Here is a 19,677-nt window from a genome sequence, read left to right on the forward strand (position 1 = left end):
TGCTGCCGTTTGTGCCAGTCGCGGTAGAGATCGACAACCTCGTCGTGCGGTACGGCGAGAAGACCGCGGTCGACGGCCTCAGTCTCACCGTAGCCGCCGGCGCGGTGACGGCCGTGCTCGGCCCGAACGGTGCCGGCAAGACCACGACCGTGGAGACGTGCGAGGGCTTCCGGCGCCCGGACTCGGGCAGCGTCCGGGTCCTCGGCCTGGACCCGCTCGCCGACCATGACGAGCTGATGCCGAAGATCGGCGTGATGCTCCAGGAGGGCGGCGCCTGGTCGGGCGTCCGCGCCGTCGAGATGCTCAGGTACGTCGCGACGCTGCACACGCACCCGCTCGACATCCCCGCGCTCGTGGAGCGCCTGGACCTGGGCAGCTGCGGGCGCACGCCGTACCGCCGGCTCTCGGGCGGGCAGAAGCAGCGGCTGTCGTTCGCGCTGGCGATCGTGGGGCGGCCGGAGATCGCGTTCCTCGACGAGCCGACCACCGGGCTGGACCCGCACGGCCGCCGGGAGATCTGGCAGCTGATCCGCGACCTGCGCGACGACGGCGTCACGGTGGTGCTGACCACGCACGCGATGGACGAGGCCGAGCAGCTGTCCGACCAGGTGCACGTGGTGTCGGCCGGCAAGGTGATCGCCTCCGGCACCCCGGACTCACTCACCCAGCACCACACCAAATCCCTCGAGGACGTCTTCCTCGAGCTCACCAAGCCGGACCGCCGATGACCACCACCTATGCCCCGATGCCCGGGAGCGCGCCCTGGCCACGGAAAGTGGTCGCGCACACGCGGATGGAGTTCAAGCTGCTCGTCCGCAACGGGGAGCAACTGCTCCTCGCCCTGGTGATCCCGCTCGGCCTGCTCCTGCTGCTCGGCGGCACCGGGCTGGGCGAGCGGCTGCCGCTCGGCAGCGGCCGCCCGATCGACGAGGCCGTCCCGCGCGTCCTCGCGCTCGCGGTCCTGTCGTCGTCGTTCACCTCGCTGGCGATCGCGACCGGCTTCGAGCGCCGGTACGGCGTGATCAAACGCCTCGGCGCCTCTCCGCTGTCCCGCACCGGGCTGCTGGCCGGGAAGATCGGCGCGGTCCTGATCGTCCAGCTGATCCAGCTCGCCGTCCTGATCGGTGCCGGGTTCGCGCTCGGCTGGAAACCCGTCGGCGGGTTCGCGGCCGTCTTCGGTGTGATCCTCACCATCCTGTGCGGTACGGCGGCGTTCGCGTCCCTCGGTCTGCTGATGGCCGGCGTCCTGCGGGCCGAAGCCACGCTCGCCGCGGCGAACCTGCTCTACCTGCTGTTGCTGGTCGGTGGCGCGATCATGACGCCGGTCAGCGAGTACCCCGAAGGCATGCAGGGCATCGTCCGGCTGCTGCCGAGCGCCGCGCTGGCCAACGGCATCGCGAACTCGACCGTCGAGGGCGTCATCCCGTGGGCGGCCGCGCTGTCGCTGGCGCTGTGGGCCGCCGTCCTCGGATACCTGGTCTCGAAAACCTTCAAATGGGACTGACCTTTAGAGTGTGCCGGTGATGACGACGGAGACCCCGCCCCGAGAGACCGAGCCAGTGCGCGGATTCTGGCGCCTGGTGCCCGAGCCGAGCCTGGACGTGGTCCGGCGCTGGGGCTGGGCGTCGGTGGTGGTGAACATCGGCATCGTGGTCACCGGCGGACTGGTCCGGCTCACCGGTTCGGGGCTCGGCTGCCCGACCTGGCCGTCCTGCACCGATGACTCGTACGTCCCGCACGCGGCACTGGGTGTGCACGGCGCGATCGAGTTCACCAACCGGATGCTCGGCTTCGTCGTCGCGATCGTCGCGATCCTCACCTGGCTGGTCGTGATGCGCTACCGCCCGGTCCGGCGGGACCTGCGCCGGCTGGCGACCGCGGCCGCCCTCGGGGTCCCGCTGCAGGGCGTGATCGGCGGCATCAGCGTGCTGACCGGCCTGAACCCGTGGATCGTCTCGGCGCACTTCCTGGTCTCGCCGATCATCATCACGTTGACGGTCTCGATGGTGCGCCGGTCGCGGACCAGTCCGTACCCGCACACTCCCCCGGTGGTCCGCGCGCTCGCCACCGCCTGTGTGGTAGCGGTCTGGCTGTCCGTTGCTCTCGGCACCATTGTCACCGGCGCCGGTCCGCACTCGGGCGACCCGGAGACCGGCCGCAACGGGTTCGACCCGGAGCTGGTCAGCCAGCTGCACGCCGACGTCGTCTTCGGCCTGCTCGGGATCTCGGTCGCGCTGGTGATCGCGACCCGGGTGACGGCGACCTCGCGCACGCTCCGCAAGCTGGCCGCGTGGCTGCTGGCCGTCGAACTGCTCCAGGGCGCTGTCGGCTTCACGCAGTACTTCACCGGCCTGCCCTGGCCCGTCGTACTCGTCCACATGTTCCTGGCCGGGCTGCTGATCGCCCTCGTCACCGCCGTGTACGGCGAACGCGGGACACCCGCCACCTGACGGGCGTCCCGCGCGTCTCACAGCCTCAGTCAGTACTTGACTCAGTACTTGACCCTGTACACCGCACCCGGCCCGAAGACCGGTCCGGCGACGTACAGACCGCCCCACCGGTTGAAGGCCGTGCCACCCGGCAGGTTGAGCTGACCACGCACCAGTTCCCGCTTGAAGCCGGCGCGATGCCCCTTACCCGGGTACTGCAGGTACAGCGAACCGATGGTCGAGCCGCCCATCTCGAACTTGAGCCAGCTCTCCCGGGCCAACTGGACGACCGCCAGCGTGCCGTGCGGACCGCCGGCCAGGTCGACGATCGACGTGTAACCGTCGGCGTACCGCTTGCAGTTGCCCTTGTTCGGCTTGGCCGGGTCACAGACCGCACCCACCGAGCCCGGCTTGATCCGCCAGATCTCCGACGTCCCCGGCGTCGCCGGGAAGCCGCGGAGCTCGCCGACGTACCAGTAGCCGTCCGAGCCGACGGTCACCGACGTGGCGACGGCCTCGGCCGGGAGCAGCGTGCCGGCCGGCGGCGCGTCCGGTCCGAGGCCGGCCGGCGTCTTCACGACGCGCGGCTTCAGCCGGGCGACGGTCTTGATGTGGCCGTTCGGCCACACCCGGAGAAGGTCGTTGCCGGCCGCATCGGCCACCAGAACCGTGCCGTCCCGCAGCGCCGCGACGCCGAACGGGTTCGACTCCGTCGGTGGGTCGGCCAGGTTGTACGGGTCCGGATCGTGCATCTGGTACTTCCCGATGTCGGCCACGACGACCGGCGACTTGCCCGGCCGGAGGCGGTACAGCGTCGCGCCGCCTGGCGGGATGGCGCCCTCCGGACCGCCGCCGCCCGTCAGCGCGTACGTCCGGCCCCACCGGTCGGTGTCGATCGCCGGGGCGAACCCACCCGGAACCTGGCCGAGCTTCCAGGTCTTCTTGCCGTTCGTCGCGTACACCGAACCGTCGGTCACGCTGTAGATGACCAGGTCCTTGTACGTCGACACGCCGCGCGGCCCGTCCAGACCTGTTGCCACCGGCTTCAGGCTCGAGGAGTGGTTGCCCCCGGCCTCCGCCTGCCCCGCGACCAGAACCGATCCTGCCAGCGCGAGTGCCGCGAGTGCGGCAATACGTGCTCGTACCCCCATAGATCCCCCTGCTGCAGCGCCTCCCCAGGCGTGGATCCCCCTCCACAGGCAGGACCCCATCGCAACATCAGATCACGATCAGGTCAACGGGGAAAACTCCCCGCAGCCGCGGGACGACGCTCAGTGCACCGATCAGTCCACGGATCAGTGCAGAAGCGGATCGATCGCCGCGGCGATGAACAGCAGCGCCAGGTAGATGTTCGAGAAGTGGAACAGCCGCATCGGCCGCAGCGCGGCGCCGTCCGCGCCGGTGTGGGCCCGGAGCAACAACCGGCGCGCCTCGCGGAGGAACACGAAACCGAGCACGACCGCGGCCAGCGGATACACGAAGCCGGTGTCGGCGATCGGCCAGAGCGCGAGCGACGTGATCACCATGACGACCGAGTAGGCCATGATCTGCCGCGCGGTGGCGATCGGGGTGGCGACCACGGGCAGCATCGGCACGTCCACCGACGCGTAGTCCTCGCGGTAACGCATCGCGAGCGACCAGGTGTGCGGCGGTGTCCAGAAGAACACCACCAGGAACAGCACGACCGGGGTCCAGGCCAGCTCGCCGGTGACCGCGGTCCAGCCGATCAGGGTCGGGAAGCAGCCGGCGATCCCGCCCCAGACGATGTTCTGCACGGTGCGGCGCTTCAGCACCATGGTGTAGCCGAAGACGTAGAACAGGTTCGCCGCCAGCGCCAGGCCGGACGAGAGCCAGTTCACGAAGAAGCCGAGCTCGAGGGTGGCCAGCACGCCGAGCACGACGCCGAAGGTGGTCGCCGAGCGCGGGCTGACGGCGTGCCGCGGCAGCGGGCGGCGCCGGGTGCGGCGCATCTGCTCGTCGATGTCGCGGTCCAGCACGCAGTTGATGGTGTTCGCGCTGCCGGAGGCGAGGATGCCGCCGATCAGGGTGGCGACCACCACCTGCAGACCGGGCACACCGCCGGCCGCCAGGAACATCACCGGCACGGTGGTGATCAGCAGCAGCTCGATGATGCGCGGCTTGGTCAGACCGACGTACGCCTTCACCACGTCGCGCACCGACGGACGCACCGTTGCAGCTGATACAGCGGTAGCGTCCGGCAGCGGCGTCGGGTACGACGTCGTCGCGGCGGGACGCGGGTCGACGGCCGTCACGAACACCTCGAACAATCTGGGTTGACGCCGGAACTCCGGCGCTGACGATTCAGCAGTCTACGACGCCCCGTAGGAGGGTCCTCGCACCCCCCTCCGATCCGGCGTGACCGGTCGGGGAACAGGAAGAGTTGCCGGACAGTTGACACTCAGTTGAGCAGTGTGCAGGGGCAGGAGTTCATCACAGTAGGCTCATCCTGTACTCAGAAGGTTTCCATCGAGAGGAGCGCCGCCGGCGTGACGGAGAAGACCAGCCCGAAGCTTGAATGGACCGAGCTCGACCAGCGCGCGGTCGACACCGTGCGGGTGCTCGCGATGGACGCGGTCGAGAAGGTAGGGAACGGACATCCCGGTACGGCGATGAGCCTGGCGCCGGCGGCGTACCTGCTGTTCCAGAAGGTCATGCGGCACAACCCGGCCGACCCCCACTGGGCCGGCCGCGACCGGTTCGTGCTGTCCGCGGGGCACTCCAGCCTGACCCTGTACATCCAGCTCTACCTGGCCGGGTTCGGCCTCGAGCTGGACGACCTGAAGTCGCTGCGGACCTGGGGCAGCAGGACACCCGGCCACCCTGAGTACCGGCACACCCCCGGTGTGGAGACGACCACCGGACCGCTCGGCCAGGGCATCGGCAACGCGGTCGGCATGGCGATGGCGGCCCGCCGGGAGCGCGGTCTGCTCGAGCCGGACGCCCCGAAGGGCGAAGGCCTGTTCGACCACCAGGTGTACGTGATCGCGTCCGACGGTGACATCGAGGAAGGTGTCGCGTCCGAGGCGTCGTCGCTGGCCGGCACGCAGAAGCTCGGCAACCTGACGGTGATCTACGACGCGAACAAGATCTCCATCGAGGACAACACCGACATCGCGCTGTCCGAGGACGTCGCGGCCCGCTACGCGGCGTACGGCTGGCACGTCCAGGACGTCGACTGGACCCAGGGCGGGACGGGATACGAGGAGGACGTCCAGGCGCTGTACGACGCGCTGGAGGCGGCCAAGGCGGTCACCGACAAGCCGAGCTTCATCCGGTTGCACACGATCATCGGCTGGCCAGCCCCGAACAAGCAGAACACCGGCAAGATCCACGGCTCGGCGCTGGGCGCCGACGAGGTGGCCGCGACCAAGAAGGTCCTCGGCTGGGACCCGGAGCAGACGTTCCAGGTCGCCGACGACGTGCTCGCGCACACCCGCCAGGCGCAGGAGCGCGGCAAGGCCCTGGAGGCCGAGTGGACCGCGAAGTTCGACGAGTGGAAGGCCGCGAACGCCGAGCGCGCCGCGCTGCTCGACCGGCTCTCGAAGCGGGAGCTACCGGCCGGCTGGAAGGACGCGCTGCCGAGCTGGGACGCCGACGCCAAGGGTGTCGCGACCCGCGCCGCCTCCGGTGACGTGCTGACCAAGCTCGCGCCGGAGCTGCCCGAGCTGTGGGGCGGTTCGGCCGACCTGGCGGGCTCGAACAACACCACCCCGAAGGGCCAGCCCTCCTTCATCCCGGCGGAGTACTCGACCAAGGAGTTCTCCGGCGACGAGTATGGCCGGGTCCTGCACTTCGGCATCCGCGAGCACGCCATGGGCTCGGTGCTGAACGGCATCGCGCTGCACGGCCTGACCCGTCCGTACGGCGGGACGTTCCTGGTCTTCTCCGACTACATGCGCCCGTCGGTGCGGCTGGCCGCGCTGATGCAGCTCCCGGTCACGTACGTGTGGACGCACGACTCGATCGGTCTCGGCGAGGACGGCCCGACGCACCAGCCGATCGAGCACCTGTCGGCGCTGCGCGCGATCCCCGGCCTGGACGTCGTCCGGCCCGGTGACGCGAACGAGACGGCCGCCGCGTGGGCGACCATCCTCGAGCACACCGACCGCCCGGCCGGCCTGGCGCTGACCCGGCAGAACGTCCCGACGTTCCCGCGCGGCACCGACGGCTTCGCCACCACCGAGAACGTGCACAGGGGCGGGTACGTGCTGCTCGACACCGAAGGCACGCCGGACGTGGTGCTGATCGGCACCGGCTCGGAGCTGCAGATCGCGGTCGAGGCCCGCAAGGTCCTGGCCGAGGAGGGCGTCAAGGCCCGCGTGGTCTCGATGGTGTCCCGCGAGTGGTTCGACGAGCAGGACGACGCCTACCGCGAGTCCGTCATCCCGGCCGACGTCCGGGCCCGGGTCTCGGTCGAGGCCGGGATCGCGCAGAGCTGGCACGACATCGTCGGCGACTCCGGCCGGTGCGTGAGCCTGGAGCACTACGGCGCGTCGGCGGCGTACCAGACGCTGTACGACGAGTTCGGCATCACCACCGACGCCGTCGTCCAGGCCGCCCGGGACAGCATCGCCGCGGCCTCGAAGGTCAGCGGCCCGGGGGTACCGCCCGGGCGCGCGGCCGCCGGTCCGGTCGGGCCGGCCGACACGAGCGAAGCCAACTGAAGACACCCACAACAGAACATTCCGGAAGAAGGCATCGGAACCATGAACGATCGCTTGAAAGCACTCGCCGACGCGGGTGTCTCCATCTGGCTCGACGACCTGTCCCGTGAGCGGCTGGCCAGCGGCAGCCTGCAGGCGCTGATCGAGGACAAGCACGTGGTCGGCGTGACCACGAACCCGACGATCTTCGCCAAGGCCATCTCCGACGCCGACGCGTACGCCGCGACGGTCGAGCGGCTGGCCGCGCAGGGGATCTCGGTCGACGAGGCGATCCGGGTGATCACCACCGACGACGTCCGGGACGCCGCCGACCTGTTCAAGCCGCTGTACGACGACACCGAGGGCCAGGACGGCCGGGTGTCGATCGAGGTCGAGCCGACGCTCGCCCACGACACCGCGAAGACCGTCGAGCAGGCCAAGCAGCTGTGGGACATCGTCGGCCGCGAGAACGTCTTCGTGAAGATCCCGGCGACCAAGGCCGGCCTGCCGGCGATCACCCAGGCGCTGGCCGCCGGGATCAGCGTGAACGTGACGCTGATCTTCTCGCTCGAGCGCTACAAGGCCGTCGCCGACGCGTTCCTGAGCGGCCTCGAGCAGGCCGTCGAGAACGGTGTCGACGTCACCAAGATGGCCAGCGTCGCGTCGTTCTTCGTCAGCCGCGTGGACACCGAGGTCGACAAGCGGCTCGAGGCCATCGGCACGGACGAGGCGAAGGCACTGAAGGGCAAGGCCGCGATCGCCAACGCCCGGCTCGCCTTCGAGGCGTACGAGGAGATCTTCGACACCGACCGCTGGCGCGAGCTGGAGACCGCCGGCGCGAAGCCGCAGCGGCCGCTGTGGGCGTCGACGGGCACCAAGGACCCGTCGTACTCCCCCACGCTGTACGTCGACAACCTGGTCACCCGCGGTGTCGTGAACACGATGCCCGAGGCAACGATCAAGGCGGTCGAGGAGCACAGCGAGTTCTCCGGTGACACGGTCCGTGGCGACTACGCGGGCGACCGCAAGGTGATCGACGACCTGGAGCGGCTGGGCATCTCGTACGACGAGGTCGTGCAGCTGCTCGAGGACGAGGGTGTCGCGAAGTTCGACGCGTCCTGGTCGGAGCTGCAGGACACCGTCGCGGCGGCGCTGAAGGCGGCCGCCAAGTGACCACTCCCAAGGTGACGACGCAGAACGGCGACTGGGCCGAGGTCGTCGACAAGCTCGTGGCCGAGAAGATCGCCTCCCGGATCGCCGCGAAGGACGCGACGATCTGGGGCCCGGAGGCCGAGTCCGAGGCCTCGATCCGGCTCGGCTGGGTCGACCTGCACGACACGTCGCGCCCGCTGCTCGCCGAGATCGAGGCGCTGCAGGCCGACCTGCGGTCCGAGGGCCTGGACCGGATCGTGCTGTCCGGTATGGGCGGCTCGTCGCTGGCGCCGGAGGTCATCACCCGGACGGCGGGCGTGGAGCTCGTCGTCCTCGACTCCACCGACCCGAGCGTGGTCAAGCGCGCGCTGGACGGCGACCTGTCGAAGACCGTGATCGTGGTGTCCAGCAAGTCCGGCGGCACGGTCGAGACCGACAGCCACCGGCGGACGTTCGCCAAGGCGTTCGCCGACGCCGGGATCGACGCGGCGTCGCGGATCGTCGTCGTCACCGACCCCGGCTCGCCGTTCGAGAAGCTGTCGGCGGACGAGGGCTACCGCAAGACGTTCCTCGCCGACCCGAACGTCGGCGGCCGGTACAGCGCGCTGACGGCGTTCGGCCTGGTGCCGTCCGGTCTGGCCGGTGCGGACATCGCCGAGCTGCTGGACCAGGCCGCCGAGGCCGCGCCGGCGCTGCAGGCCGACTCCACGGACAACCCGGCCCTGTGGCTGGGTGCCGTGCTCGCGGCCAGCGCCGGGCGGGACAAGGCGATCATCACGGCCGACGGCTCCGAGATCGTCGGGTTCCCGGACTGGGCCGAGCAGCTGATCGCGGAGAGCACCGGCAAGAACGGCACCGGCGTCCTCCCGGTCGCGGTCGAGGTGACCGCGCCCGAGCTGACCAGCGAGGCTGCCGACCTGACCAACGCCTTGCTGGCGGAGAAGGCGACGAGCGGTGTGCCGACGGCGCTGACGTCGGGCTCGCTCGGCGGCCAGTTCCTGCTCTGGGAGATGGCGACGGCGGTGGCCGGCTACCTGCTCGGCATCAACCCGTTCGACCAGCCGGACGTCGAGAGCGCGAAGAAGGCGGCCCGCGGCCTCCTGGACGCGCAGCCCGAGCCGGAGGCGGCGGCCTTCACCGAGGGCGCTGTCGAGGTCCGCGGTTCCGAGGGCCTGCTGGACGGCGTCGACTCGCTGCAGGGTGCGGTGGACGCGCTGCTCGGCAAGCTCGACGACAAGGGCTACGTCGCCGTTATGGCGTACCTGGACTCCGAGCGGGACGCCGATCTGCTCGCGGTCCGGCCGGCGCTGGCGACCAGAACGGGCCGGCCGGTGACCTTCGGCTGGGGTCCGCGGTTCCTGCACTCGACCGGTCAGTACCACAAGGGCGGCCACCCGGAAGGCGTGTACCTGCAGATCAGCGGGGCACACCCGACCGACGTCGAGATCCCGGACCGTCCGTTCACCTTCGGCACGCTGATCTCGGCGCAGGCCGCCGGTGACGCGAACGTCCTGGCGGAGCGCGGGCGTCCGGTGCTGCGGCTGCAGCTCACGGACGTGGCGGCCGGCATCCAGCAACTGTTGTCCCTGTTCAAGTAACCCGTTCTCGCACGACGACACCTCGGAGGAACGCGGTCATGACCGCTGAGCTCGACGAAGAGCCGACAGGTCCGGTGAACCCGCTACGCGAACCGCAGGACCGGCGGCTGCCGAGGATCGCCGGGCCGTGCAGCCTGGTGATCTTCGGCGTCACCGGCGACCTGGCCCGCAAGAAGCTGATGCCGGCGGTCTACGACCTGGCGAACCGGGGGCTGCTGCCCCCGGGTTTCGCCCTGGTCGGGTTCGCCCGCCGGGACTACACGAACCAGGACTTCGCCCAGATCGTGCACGACTCGGTGAAGGAACACGCCCGGACCCCCTTCCGCGAGGAGGTCTGGCAGCAGCTCTCCGAGGGCTTCCGGTTCGTGCCGGGTGACCTGACCGACGACGAGGCGTTCAAGCGGCTGCGGGAGACCGTCGACGAGCTCGACGTCACCCGCGGGACCGGCGGCAACCACGCGTTCTACCTGTCGATCCCGCCGGGGCTGTTCCCGGAGGTGGTCCGGCAGCTGTCCGAGCACGGGCTGACCGACGAGCACCCCGGCTCGTGGCGGCGGGTGGTGATCGAGAAGCCGTTCGGTCACGACCTGCAGAGCGCCCGCGAGCTGAACCGCGTGGTCGAGTCGGTGTTCCCGCCCGAGGCGGTGTTCCGGATCGACCACTACCTGGGCAAGGAGACGGTCCAGAACATCCTCGCGCTGCGGTTCGCGAACGCGATGTTCGAGCCGATCTGGAACAGCAACTACGTCGACCACGTCCAGATCACGATGGCCGAGGACATCGGCATCGGCGGCCGCGCCGGGTACTACGACGGCATCGGCGCCGCGCGGGACGTGATCCAGAACCACCTGCTCCAGCTGCTCGCGCTGGTCGCGATGGAGGAGCCGGTCAGCTTCGACGCCTGGTCGCTGCGCCAGGAGAAGAAGAAGGTCCTGAACGCCGTCCAGCTGCCCGAGCGGCTGGACCTGCACAGCGCCCGCGGGCAGTACGCGGCGGGCTGGGCCGGCGGCTCGAAGGTCAAGGGCTACCTGCAGGAGGACGGCATCCCCGCATCGTCGGCGACCGAGACGTTCGCCGCGCTCCGGGTCGACGTCGACACCCGCCGCTGGGCCGGCGTCCCGTTCTACCTGCGGACCGGCAAGCGGCTCGGCCGGCGGGTCACCGAGGTCGCGGTGATGTTCAAGCGCGCGCCGCACCTGCCCTTCACCAAGACCGAGACCGAGGAGCTCGGCCAGAACGCGCTGGTCCTGCGGATCCAGCCGGACGAGGGCATCACGGTCCGCTTCGGCGCCAAGGTGCCCGGCACGTCGATGGAGATCCGCGACGTGAACATGGACTTCGCGTACGGCGGTTCGTTCACCGAGTCCTCGCCGGAGGCGTACGAGCGGCTGATCCTCGACGTCCTGCTCGGTGATCCGCCGCTGTTCCCGCAGCACACCGAGGTCGAGCTGGGCTGGAAGATCCTCGACCCGGTGCTCGGCTACTGGGAGCGGCACGGCAAGCCGGAGCAGTACGCGTCCGGCGGCTGGGGCCCGGACTCGGCGCACGAGATGCTCGCCCGCGACGGACGTGCCTGGAGGCGGCCATGATCATCGACCTGACCGACACCACGTCGAGCGAGATCGCGTCGGCGCTGCTGAAGGCCCGGCGGAACGCCGGCTCGCCGGCCATGGGCATGGTCGGCACGATCGTGGTGGTCGTCGACGAGGCGTCCCACCACGACGCGATGAAGGCCGCGAACGAGGCCGGCCGCGAACACCCGTCCCGGGTCCTGGTCGCGATCCTGCGGCCCGGGCGCGGCGCGTCCGGGCTGGACGCGGAGGTGCGGGTCGGCGAGGGCATCCCCGGCGAGGCAGTGCTGCTCCGGCTGCATGGTGAGCTGGCGAAGGTGCCGGAGTCCGTGATCACGCCGCTGCTGCTGCCCGACTCCCCCGTCATCGTCTGGTGGCCGGGCGGCGGGCCGCGGGTCCCCGCGGAGGACCCGCTGGGCCGGCTGGGCCGGCGCCGGGTGACCGACGCGGCGGCGACCCGCCGGGCGTCCGTGGACTACAACGCGCGCGCCGAGGGATACGCACCGGGCGACACCGACTTCGCGTGGACGCGGCTGACGCCGTGGCGTGCGCTGATGGCGGCCGCCCTCGACCAGTACCCGACGAAGGTGACCGGGGCCGAGGTCGCTGCGGCCAAGGGCAACCCCAGCGCGGACCTGATGGCCGCGTGGCTGCAGTCGCGGCTGAAGGTGCCGGTGGAGCAGCGCAACTCGCGCGGACCGGGCGTGACCGCCGTGCGGCTGTTCACGCCGTCCGGGCCGATCGCGCTGACCCGGCCGGACGGTGCGATCGCGACGTTCAGCGTGCCGGGGCAGCCGGACCGCCCGGTGGCGCTGAAGCGGCGTACGACGTCGGAGCTGCTGAGCGAGGAACTGCGCCGGCTCGATCCCGACGACGTCTACGCCAGGACGCTCGCGACCATGGTCGAGCGGGACGCGCTGCCGGACGACGCGAAGAAGGTCGGGGACACGGCGCGGAAGTCCACCGCGGCGAAGGTCACCGCGGCCGGCAAGAAGGTCGTGGCCGCCAAGAAGCCGGAGCTGGTGAAGAAGACCGCCGCGCAGAAGTCGGCCGCGAAGAAGACCGTTGCGAAGAAGACGGTTGCCAAGAAGGCGGTTGCCAAGAAGGCGGCGAAGCGATGACTGTCGATCCGGAACTGCTGATCCACTCCGACGCCGGGGACCTGGCGTTCTCGGTGGCCTCCCGCTTCCTCACGGCGCTCGTGGACGCCCAGAGCACCGGTGCGGTCGCGCAGGTCGTGCTCACCGGCGGCCGGGTCGCCGCGGCGGTGTACCAGGCGGTCGCGGAGTCGCCGGCGCGGGTCGAGGTCGACTGGCGACGGGTCGAGTTCTGGTGGGGTGACGAGCGGTTCCTGCCGTCCGGCGATCCCGAGCGGAACGAGACACAGGCGCGGGACGCCTTCCTGTCGGCGCTGGACGTCGATCCGGCGCGGGTTCATCCGATGCCGGCCGACAGCGGGCAGGGTGCCGAGGCGGCAGCTGCGGCGTACGCCGAGGAGCTGGCCGCGGCCGGTTCGCCGACGTTCGACGTACTGATGCTGGGCGTCGGCCCTGACGGGCATGTGGCGTCGCTGTTCCCGGGGTATCCGCAGCTGGGGGTGACGGACGTGGCCGCGGTCGCGGTCCACGACTCGCCGAAGCCGCCGCCGACCAGGGTGTCGCTGACCTTGCCGCAGCTGAACAACGCCCGTGAGGTCTGGTTCGTCGTCTCCGGCGAGGACAAGGCCGAGGCGGTCGCGAAGGCGCTGAGCGAGGGTGACGTCCCGGCGGCCCGCCCGAAGGGCCGCAACCGCACGCTGTGGCTGCTCGACGAGGCCGCGGCCGGGAAGATCCCGAACGCGTGATCGGCTCACGGGTGGCCATCGCGGTGGCGGCGAGCATCCTGCTCGCCGCCACCGTTTTTGTTGCCACGTCAGACGCCGGGCTGATCCCGTTCGTGAGCATCAAGACCGCGCCGAAGGCCACCGGCGCCGGCCAGTACGACGGCCGCCTGCGGGACCTCGCGGTGTGGCTGAAGGACCGGCCCGACACGTACTTCATCTGGTACCACGAGCCGGAGAACGACATGGACGGGCCGACGTTCGCGAAGGCCTTCAAGCGCGTCCGGGACGTGATGAAGGCGGCCAACCCGCAGGTGAAGGTCGGCTACTCGGCGATGGCCTTCCAGTGGGACGGGCATGTGCGGTGGTATCGCGAGGTCGTGCAGAAGACACCCGGCGCGGCGTCCAAGTGGGGACTGACCGAGCGCGGGTTCAAGCGGACGAAGAGCGACCAGGCACGCGCGAACGAGATCGACCGCGAAAGCACGTACCTCGACGATCTGCCCGCGGGCTCCCGGCCGGCCTTCTACCTGTACTGGAACACCAAGGGCACCGAGGGCGATCCCGATCTGGTCAACGGACCGAAGGCGCGGGCCGCGGTCGCCCGGATGGTCAAGACGCTGGGCTGAGTTCGGCAGGCGCCGAAGCGTCGAAGTGACAGACTCGGGGCCATGACGACGTTCCGTGAGTTGCACACCGGGAAGTTCGTGATGCCGAACGCCTGGGACGCGGGCAGCGCGGTGCTGCTCACGGCCGCCGGGTTCCCGGCGATCGCGACCACCAGCGCGGGGATCGCGTTCTCGCTGGCGAAGGGCGACCACACGCTGCCGGACGGCGCGCCGGCGGTGTCGCGGGAGCAGATGTTCGAGCGGGTCCGCGAGATCACGGCCGCGAGCGCCGTTCCGGTGAACGGGGACCTCGAGGACGGGTACGGCGCGGAGCCGGCGCGGGTCGCGGAGACGATCACGCTGGCCCGGGAGGCCGGGCTGGCCGGCGGGAACATCGAGGACTACGACGGGCGCGAGCTGTACGACGCCGGGCTCGCCGTCGAGCGCATCGTCGCGGCGCGCGAGGCGGCCGGGCCGGACTTCGTGCTCACCGCGCGGACCGACGGGCAACTGCTGCGGACGCCGACGTCGCTGGCCGATTCGATCGACCGCGCGAACCGCTTCCACGCGGCCGGCGCCGACTGCCTGTACGTCCCGGGGGTCAACGACCTCGACGCGATCCGCACGCTGGTCACCGAGATCGACGGCCCGCTGAACGTCGTGCTCGGCCTGGGGACGTCGGCCTTGACGGTCCCCGACCTGCAGTCGGCCGGCGTCACCCGGATCAGCCTCGGCGGCAGCATCGCGCGCGCCGCCCTCGGCTTCATCCGGCGCAGCGCCGAGGAACTGGCCACCCACGGCACCATCACCTTCGCCGCCGGCCAGATCCCGCAGGCTGACCTGAACGAGCTTTTCGCGCGATCATCCAAGGGTGAGCACTGATCCGAGCCTGCCGGCGCTGGCGAGGCTCCACGGCATCGTGGGCCTCACCACCTGCGCCTGCCTGATCCTGCTCTACGCCGGCGCAGCCCCCTTCGGCCTCCTCAACGACCTCGGCAACGCACTCTTCGGCCTGCTGAGCTTCGCCCTGGCGTGGCGCTTGGGCAGGCGTCGGCTGTTGCTTGGAGTTGTCGCCGTGGGCGCGGTTCTGACGGTTGTCGGCACGGTGCTCGTCGTGAGCGATGTGACCGGGTTCTACCTGGCCGGTCTGTGGTCGGGTTTCGGGTTCGGCCTGATCGGGGTCTGGCTGGTCGCCACCAGCCGCCTCCTGCGTGGACGGCTGCGGCGCGCGGGCGTGATCGCCGGTGCGGTGATGATGCTCGGCCTGGTCGGCGTACCAGGCATCCTGCTGGGGATCGACGACATGAGCACCGCCCCGGCCTGGACCTTCGTCGCCGGGCTCAGCTGGGCCGGCACGTACCTGCTGTTCCCCGCCTGGAGCCTACGACTCGCCAGGCAGGACCGTACCGAAAGCGTCCGCTAGCGGCGGGAACATGCCGCGCACGTCTCCCCCGCGCACCCAGATCCCGATCGCCAGCGCCGCCGTTGCCTCCAGCAACTTGGCGTGCCGCAGCCCGCCCGCGGCCACCGGCGTACACCCCAGATCCCGTACCAGCTCCGCCACCTGTTCCACGCCGTCGTCGCCGCACAGCGGCACCCCGAGCCCGGCGGGCGGGTTCCGCCACACCGCGTCGGCCGCCAGGTTGAATGCCTTCACGACCCGCACCCCCGGCGCCACCGCGGCGCCGATCGACTCGGCGACCGAGTCCTGCGCCAACGTGAAATCCCGGTGATCCAGGGCATTGCTGCAATCGATCAGCGTCTTCCCCTCCGGAACCACACCGGCGACCGAAACCGCCACCTCCGCCGGCACAGCCAGCAGCACCACCTCGCCGTACACCGCCGCCTCCGCGAACGACCCGGCGGCAGCACCGACCCGCCCGGCCACCGCCGCGGCCCGCTCGGCAGAGCGGCCACCGACCATCACGTCGTGCCCGGCCGCGACCCAGCCAGAGGCGAGCGCCTCGGCCATCAATCCGTTGCCCAGTGTTCCTATTCGCATGCCGCCGACGGTAGACAGTTCGATACGCACCTGGTGGTGTCCATCGACCCGCGCACAATGGAGGCGTGAGATTCTTCGCCGACTGCCAGGCGCGCGTCGCCGCCGACCTGATCAGCGGACGCTGGCCGATGGTCGTGCTGTACTCGCTCGCCGACGGCCCCGCACGTCCCGGCAAGCTTCGTGAGCAGATCGGCGGCATCAGTCAGAAGGTCCTCACCGAGACCCTCCGCCGCCTCGAGCACAACGGTCTCGTCGAGCGCCGCCGGTACGCCGAGGCGCCGCCGCGGGTCGAGTACTCGCTGACCGCCGCCGGCACCGACCTGCTGGTGCCGATCCGCGCGCTGGGCGACTGGGCCGCCGTTTACGCCGACCGGCTGCCGACCGAAAACAAACCGTAAGCGCCCCGCGGGACAGTGCTGGAGTCAGCCCGATCCCGATGGAGGTTCCCGTCATGTTCACCCTGCAGCAGGTCGTCGACGCCCCGCCCGCCGAGGTCGTCCGCGCGTTCACCGAGCCCGAGCCGTTCGCCGCCTGGTTCGTCGCCGAAGGCTTCAGCACCCCGTCCGACCGGGTCACGCTCGACGTCCGTCCCGGCGGGCTGATCTCGGCCGTGTTCGTCGGACCGGAGGCCGAGGTCCCGTTCACGCTCCGCTTCGGCGAACTGGACCTCCCGCACCACCTGGTCCTGCACTTCGACGACCCGGCCGAAGAGATCACCGTCGACCTCAGCGCACTTCCCGACGGCCGCACCCGCCTCGACTACCGCAGCGTCGGCCTGACCGACGAGCAGCAGGTTCCGATCCGGCCCGGCGTCGCGACGATGCTCGGCCACCTGGCGGCGTACTTCAGCCGGTGACACCTATCCGGAGGGTCCTCCGCAAAGCGGGATAGGATTCGGGTATGACTGCTTCCGATTCCACCGACCGTCCGTACGGCGCCTTCCCCGCCCGGATCGGTCTGCAGGTCCAGCCCCAGCACGCCCAGTACGCCGACATCCGGCGCACCGTGGCGGCGGCCGAGGAGATCGGCGTCGACGTGGTGTTCAACTGGGACCACTTCTACCCGCTCAGCGGTGAGCCCGAGGGCCTGCACTTCGAGTGCTGGACCATGCTGGCCGCCTGGGCCGAGGCGACCGAGCGGGTCGAGTTCGGTGCGCTGGTGACCTGCAACTCCTACCGCAACCCCGACCTGCTCGCCGACATGGCGCGCACGGTCGACCACATCAGCGACGGCCGGCTGATCTTCGGCATCGGCTCCGGCTGGTTCGAGAAGGACTACGACGAGTACGGCTACGAGTTCGGGACCGCGGGCGGCCGGCTGGACGCCCTCGGCGAGGCGCTGCCGCGGATCGAGCAGCGCTGGGAGAAGCTCAACCCGAAGCCGACCCGGGACATCCCGGTACTGATCGGCGGCGGCGGCGAGAAGAAGACGCTGAAGCTGGTCGCCAAGCACGCGAACATCTGGCACGGCTTCGGCGATGCCGAGACGCTCGCGCACAAGCACGCCGTGCTGGACGAGCACTGCCGCACGATCGGCCGCGACCCGGGCGAGATCGAGCGCTCTGCGGGCGTCGGCGACAAGTCCCCCGAGGACATCGGCAAGTCGCTGCTCGACGTCGGCACCCGGCTGTTCACGGTCTCGTCGTCCGGCCCCGACTACGACCTCGGCCTGCTCCGCGAGTGGGTCTCGTGGCGCGACGAGGTCAACGCCAAGTAACACCTGAGCCGGGTGGCCGCGATCGCGGCTACCCGGCTGTCTAGACTTTCCCGCATGTCTACGTTGCCTGGGAACGGTTCGGTGCGGCCCATCACCCGCTGGGGTGAGGACGTCATGCACCGGGTCAATCAGCCGGTCACCGATTTCGGGGACGAGCTGCAGACGCTGGTCGCCGACATGGTCGCGACGATGCGCGCCGCCGAGGGAGTCGGCCTCGCCGCGAACCAGGTCGGCGTGGACCTGCAGCTGTTCGTCTTCGACTGCCCGGACAAGGACGGCAAGTATCTGCAGGGCGTCGTGTGCAACCCGACGCTGGAGCTTCCGGAGGGCAAGGACCGCAACCTCGACGAGGGCGACGAGGGCTGTCTGTCCCTGCCGGGCGCGTTCACCAAGTGCGCCCGCCCCGACTTCGCCCGGGTCACCGGTGTCGACCAGAACAATCAGCCGGTCACCTACGAAGGCACCGGCCTGCTCGCCCGCTGCCTGCAGCACGAGACCGACCACACCCAGGGCACCGTCTTCGGCGACCGGCTGTCCCGCAAGTACCGCAAGCGCCTGTTCGCCGAGGCCGAGGAGTTCGCCCCCGACTACCCGTCGGACTGGCCCATCTCCCCGATGGTCGACCACGACCACGAGGACACTCCCGCCACCTGAGCTACCAGCGGGCCTTCTCCAGGTCGATCGCGTCCACGGTTTCGGCCGGCGTCTGGTCGGTGGTATCCAGCCACAGGCCCCGGCGCGGGATGAGGTCGAGGTCGGCCTGGAGCGCCCGTACGGCGTCCTCCAGCGCGTCGCCCGGCCCCTGCCAGTCGCGGTACGAGTTCCCGCCGCCGCGGCCGAGCTCACGCCGCACGATCGACTCGACCGACGGGACCAGGACGACGAGGTACTTCTCCACGTCGTGCAGCCTGGCGAACCACCGCGCGACGTCCTCGCCCAGGATGATGTCGCTGCAGACGAAGTCGAAGCCGTTGTCCGCGTAGTGCTGCGCCACCAGCGCGCTGGCGTCGTACCGCACCTGGAGCTGCCGCAAGGCCTCCGCCGACGGCTCGGGCGTCATCACCTCGGCCCCGGCGACCACGCCGCGATAGAACACATCACCATCGAGCGTCGCGGCCGGCGGCCCCATCCGCGCAGCGAGCAACGGCGCAACCGTGGACTTCCCGGCGGCCTGCATCCCGGTGATCAGCACTACTTTCGGCACAGGACCATGTCATCACCGCGGTCAACTGCTTTTGAGAGCACGCGCGGAATTCCACAGCACACCGCGGTTGAGCCGGTCGGGGTAGCTTTCGAGTACCGCGTTGTAGAGGTCGAGCGCCGTGCTGGTTCCGGCCGCGGCGCGGGCGAAGGTGTTGAGGTAGCGGCGCGTTTCGTCGATGTACCGCGGATCGTCGGAGGCGTCGGCCTGGCGGTGTCCGGAGACGACGGCGACCGGCTGCAGGGCCTCGAGCCTGTCGAGCGCGGTCAGCCAGTGGTCGAGGCCGCCGTCGGCTGATTCCGCCAGGTAGAGCTGGACTTCGTCGTACACGGCGTCGCCCGCGACAACCAGCCCGATCGACGGGACGTACAGCGCCGAACTGCCGTCGGTGTCCGTGTGACCGAGATCCATGGCGGTCAGCTCCTCGCCTTCCAGCGTGAAGGCACCGTCCAGCGGCTCGGCGACGATCAGGCGCTCGGGCAGCTGACCTGGGAACCGCGCCCGCCAGAATCCGTCCAGCCACGGCGGCGTGAGCTGCTGGCGCATCCCCTCGACGACGGCAGGCAGCGCAACGAGCCGAGCCTCCGGGAAGCGGTCGAGAACCGGCGCGGCGCCGAAGAAGTGGTCGCCGTGGCTGTGCGTCACGAAGATCGCCGTGAGGTTCTTCCCGGTGGCGGTGATCCAACCGGCCAGGTCCTCGCCTTCGGCCTGCGTCATCAACGGGTCGACCAGGACGGCGTCGTGGTCGCCGGAGATCAGCGTGGCCGCGGTCGGCGACCACATCCGCTGCACCTCCCCCGGCGGTAGATCGTCGGAGACGGCCGGCTTGGAAGGTGCGACGTACGTCGAGTACTTCAAGGTTGTCATACGGACAGCGTCGATCGGGACGCCCGTGGCCGGGAAGGTCGCGTCTTCCT

The 19,677-nt window shown here is 70.5% G+C and carries 21 protein-coding genes; 16 read left to right on the top strand and 5 right to left on the bottom strand.

Annotation, left to right across the window (positions count from 1 at the left end; translation table 11 throughout):
• Positions 1-11: 11 nt before the first annotated feature.
• Genes ABZW60_RS21285 through ABZW60_RS21295 form a run of 3 tightly spaced genes read left to right on the top strand, consistent with a single transcriptional unit; the run spans position 12 to position 2,450 of the window.
• On the top strand, positions 12-728 hold the full coding sequence (locus tag ABZW60_RS21285; protein WP_355479300.1) for an ABC transporter ATP-binding protein: 717 nt from the start codon (positions 12-14) through the stop codon (positions 726-728).
• The gene (locus ABZW60_RS21290) at positions 725-1,504 is read left to right on the top strand and encodes an ABC transporter permease (protein WP_355479302.1); all 780 of its coding nucleotides are present in this window, start codon (positions 725-727) and stop codon (positions 1,502-1,504) included. The genes ABZW60_RS21285 and ABZW60_RS21290 overlap by 4 nt, the downstream gene beginning before the upstream one ends.
• A 19-nt stretch (positions 1,505-1,523) precedes the next feature.
• Positions 1,524-2,450 carry a COX15/CtaA family protein gene (locus ABZW60_RS21295; protein WP_355480482.1) on the top strand — a complete coding sequence of 309 codons (927 nt, stop codon included), beginning with the start codon at positions 1,524-1,526 and terminating at the stop codon, positions 2,448-2,450.
• Positions 2,451-2,491: 41 nt separating this feature from the next.
• On the opposite strand, the gene ABZW60_RS21300 is transcribed toward ABZW60_RS21295, so the two are convergent.
• Positions 2,492-3,580: a ScyD/ScyE family protein gene (locus ABZW60_RS21300; protein ID WP_355479304.1), complete on the bottom strand. Its 1,089-nt coding sequence runs from the start codon at positions 3,578-3,580 to the stop codon at positions 2,492-2,494.
• Positions 3,581-3,724: 144 nt separating this feature from the next.
• The gene (locus tag ABZW60_RS21305) at positions 3,725-4,651 is read right to left on the bottom strand and encodes a heme o synthase (protein ID WP_355480484.1); all 927 of its coding nucleotides are present in this window, start codon (positions 4,649-4,651) and stop codon (positions 3,725-3,727) included.
• A 285-nt stretch (positions 4,652-4,936) separates the two neighbouring features.
• On the opposite strand from ABZW60_RS21305, the gene tkt reads away from it, so the two are divergent.
• Genes tkt through ABZW60_RS21350 form a run of 9 tightly spaced genes read left to right on the top strand, consistent with a single transcriptional unit; the run spans position 4,937 to position 15,264 of the window.
• Positions 4,937-7,114: a transketolase gene (tkt, locus tag ABZW60_RS21310; RefSeq protein WP_355479306.1), complete on the top strand. Its 2,178-nt coding sequence runs from the start codon at positions 4,937-4,939 to the stop codon at positions 7,112-7,114.
• Between the two features lie 42 nt (positions 7,115-7,156).
• Entirely contained in the window at positions 7,157-8,266 is a 1,110-nt protein-coding gene (gene tal, locus ABZW60_RS21315) for a transaldolase (protein WP_355479308.1), read from the top strand.
• Entirely contained in the window at positions 8,263-9,843 is a 1,581-nt protein-coding gene (locus tag ABZW60_RS21320; RefSeq protein WP_355479309.1) for a glucose-6-phosphate isomerase, read from the top strand. Before tal ends, ABZW60_RS21320 begins: the two co-directional genes overlap by 4 nt.
• Before the next feature lie 38 nt (positions 9,844-9,881).
• The gene (gene zwf / locus ABZW60_RS21325; RefSeq protein ID WP_355479311.1) at positions 9,882-11,432 is read left to right on the top strand and encodes a glucose-6-phosphate dehydrogenase; all 1,551 of its coding nucleotides are present in this window, start codon (positions 9,882-9,884) and stop codon (positions 11,430-11,432) included.
• Positions 11,429-12,535, top strand: a complete 1,107-nt coding sequence (locus ABZW60_RS21330; RefSeq protein WP_355479313.1) for a glucose-6-phosphate dehydrogenase assembly protein OpcA — start codon at positions 11,429-11,431, stop codon at positions 12,533-12,535. The genes zwf and ABZW60_RS21330 overlap by 4 nt, the downstream gene beginning before the upstream one ends.
• Positions 12,532-13,257 (top strand): 6-phosphogluconolactonase, encoded by a 726-nt coding sequence (gene pgl, locus ABZW60_RS21335; RefSeq protein ID WP_355479315.1) that lies wholly within the window; start codon positions 12,532-12,534, stop codon positions 13,255-13,257. The genes ABZW60_RS21330 and pgl overlap by 4 nt, the downstream gene beginning before the upstream one ends.
• Complete coding sequence (locus ABZW60_RS21340) at positions 13,254-13,862, top strand: hypothetical protein (protein ID WP_355479317.1); 609 nt, start codon at positions 13,254-13,256, stop codon at positions 13,860-13,862. The genes pgl and ABZW60_RS21340 overlap by 4 nt, the downstream gene beginning before the upstream one ends.
• Before the next feature lie 42 nt (positions 13,863-13,904).
• Complete coding sequence (locus tag ABZW60_RS21345; RefSeq protein WP_355479319.1) at positions 13,905-14,723, top strand: isocitrate lyase/phosphoenolpyruvate mutase family protein; 819 nt, start codon at positions 13,905-13,907, stop codon at positions 14,721-14,723.
• Complete coding sequence (locus tag ABZW60_RS21350) at positions 14,713-15,264, top strand: hypothetical protein (RefSeq protein WP_355479321.1); 552 nt, start codon at positions 14,713-14,715, stop codon at positions 15,262-15,264. The genes ABZW60_RS21345 and ABZW60_RS21350 overlap by 11 nt, the downstream gene beginning before the upstream one ends.
• Here ABZW60_RS21350 and ABZW60_RS21355 read toward each other — a convergent pair.
• Positions 15,223-15,843, bottom strand: coding sequence for an NAD(P)-binding domain-containing protein (locus tag ABZW60_RS21355; RefSeq protein ID WP_355479322.1), 621 nt, complete (start codon positions 15,841-15,843; stop codon positions 15,223-15,225). The genes ABZW60_RS21350 and ABZW60_RS21355 overlap by 42 nt on opposite strands.
• Positions 15,844-15,908: 65 nt before the next feature.
• On the opposite strand from ABZW60_RS21355, the gene ABZW60_RS21360 reads away from it, so the two are divergent.
• Genes ABZW60_RS21360 through def form a run of 4 tightly spaced genes read left to right on the top strand, consistent with a single transcriptional unit; the run spans position 15,909 to position 18,213 of the window.
• Complete coding sequence (locus ABZW60_RS21360) at positions 15,909-16,241, top strand: helix-turn-helix domain-containing protein (RefSeq protein WP_355479324.1); 333 nt, start codon at positions 15,909-15,911, stop codon at positions 16,239-16,241.
• Positions 16,242-16,294: 53 nt separating this feature from the next.
• Positions 16,295-16,699, top strand: coding sequence for an SRPBCC domain-containing protein (locus ABZW60_RS21365; protein WP_355479326.1), 405 nt, complete (start codon positions 16,295-16,297; stop codon positions 16,697-16,699).
• Between the two features lie 44 nt (positions 16,700-16,743).
• Positions 16,744-17,559: an LLM class F420-dependent oxidoreductase gene (locus ABZW60_RS21370; protein WP_355479328.1), complete on the top strand. Its 816-nt coding sequence runs from the start codon at positions 16,744-16,746 to the stop codon at positions 17,557-17,559.
• 54 nt (positions 17,560-17,613) lie between these two features.
• Entirely contained in the window at positions 17,614-18,213 is a 600-nt protein-coding gene (def, locus tag ABZW60_RS21375) for a peptide deformylase (protein WP_355479330.1), read from the top strand.
• 1 nt (position 18,214) lies between these two features.
• Here def and ABZW60_RS21380 read toward each other — a convergent pair whose 3' ends face one another.
• Positions 18,215-18,763, bottom strand: coding sequence for an AAA family ATPase (locus tag ABZW60_RS21380; protein ID WP_355479332.1), 549 nt, complete (start codon positions 18,761-18,763; stop codon positions 18,215-18,217).
• A 21-nt stretch (positions 18,764-18,784) separates the two neighbouring features.
• Positions 18,785-19,627: an MBL fold metallo-hydrolase gene (locus ABZW60_RS21385; RefSeq protein WP_355479333.1), complete on the bottom strand. Its 843-nt coding sequence runs from the start codon at positions 19,625-19,627 to the stop codon at positions 18,785-18,787.
• Positions 19,628-19,677: the final 50 nt, after the last annotated feature.

Source organism: Kribbella sp. NPDC003557, assembly GCF_040610805.1.
Classification (GTDB): domain Bacteria; phylum Actinomycetota; class Actinomycetes; order Propionibacteriales; family Kribbellaceae; genus Kribbella.

Coding starts and splice junctions, on each gene's coding strand:
- ABZW60_RS21290 (WP_355479302.1), top strand. CDS start 725: ATGACCACCACCTATGCCCCGATGCCCGGGAGCGCGCCCTGGCCACGG.
- ABZW60_RS21295 (WP_355480482.1), top strand. CDS start 1,524: ATGACGACGGAGACCCCGCCCCGAGAGACCGAGCCAGTGCGCGGATTC.
- ABZW60_RS21300 (WP_355479304.1), bottom strand. CDS start 3,580: ATGGGGGTACGAGCACGTATTGCCGCACTCGCGGCACTCGCGCTGGCA.
- tal (WP_355479308.1), top strand. CDS start 7,157: ATGAACGATCGCTTGAAAGCACTCGCCGACGCGGGTGTCTCCATCTGG.
- zwf (WP_355479311.1), top strand. CDS start 9,882: ATGACCGCTGAGCTCGACGAAGAGCCGACAGGTCCGGTGAACCCGCTA.
- ABZW60_RS21330 (WP_355479313.1), top strand. CDS start 11,429: ATGATCATCGACCTGACCGACACCACGTCGAGCGAGATCGCGTCGGCG.
- pgl (WP_355479315.1), top strand. CDS start 12,532: ATGACTGTCGATCCGGAACTGCTGATCCACTCCGACGCCGGGGACCTG.
- ABZW60_RS21345 (WP_355479319.1), top strand. CDS start 13,905: ATGACGACGTTCCGTGAGTTGCACACCGGGAAGTTCGTGATGCCGAAC.
- ABZW60_RS21355 (WP_355479322.1), bottom strand. CDS start 15,843: ATGCGAATAGGAACACTGGGCAACGGATTGATGGCCGAGGCGCTCGCC.
- ABZW60_RS21365 (WP_355479326.1), top strand. CDS start 16,295: ATGTTCACCCTGCAGCAGGTCGTCGACGCCCCGCCCGCCGAGGTCGTC.
- ABZW60_RS21370 (WP_355479328.1), top strand. CDS start 16,744: ATGACTGCTTCCGATTCCACCGACCGTCCGTACGGCGCCTTCCCCGCC.
- def (WP_355479330.1), top strand. CDS start 17,614: ATGTCTACGTTGCCTGGGAACGGTTCGGTGCGGCCCATCACCCGCTGG.
- ABZW60_RS21385 (WP_355479333.1), bottom strand. CDS start 19,627: ATGACAACCTTGAAGTACTCGACGTACGTCGCACCTTCCAAGCCGGCC.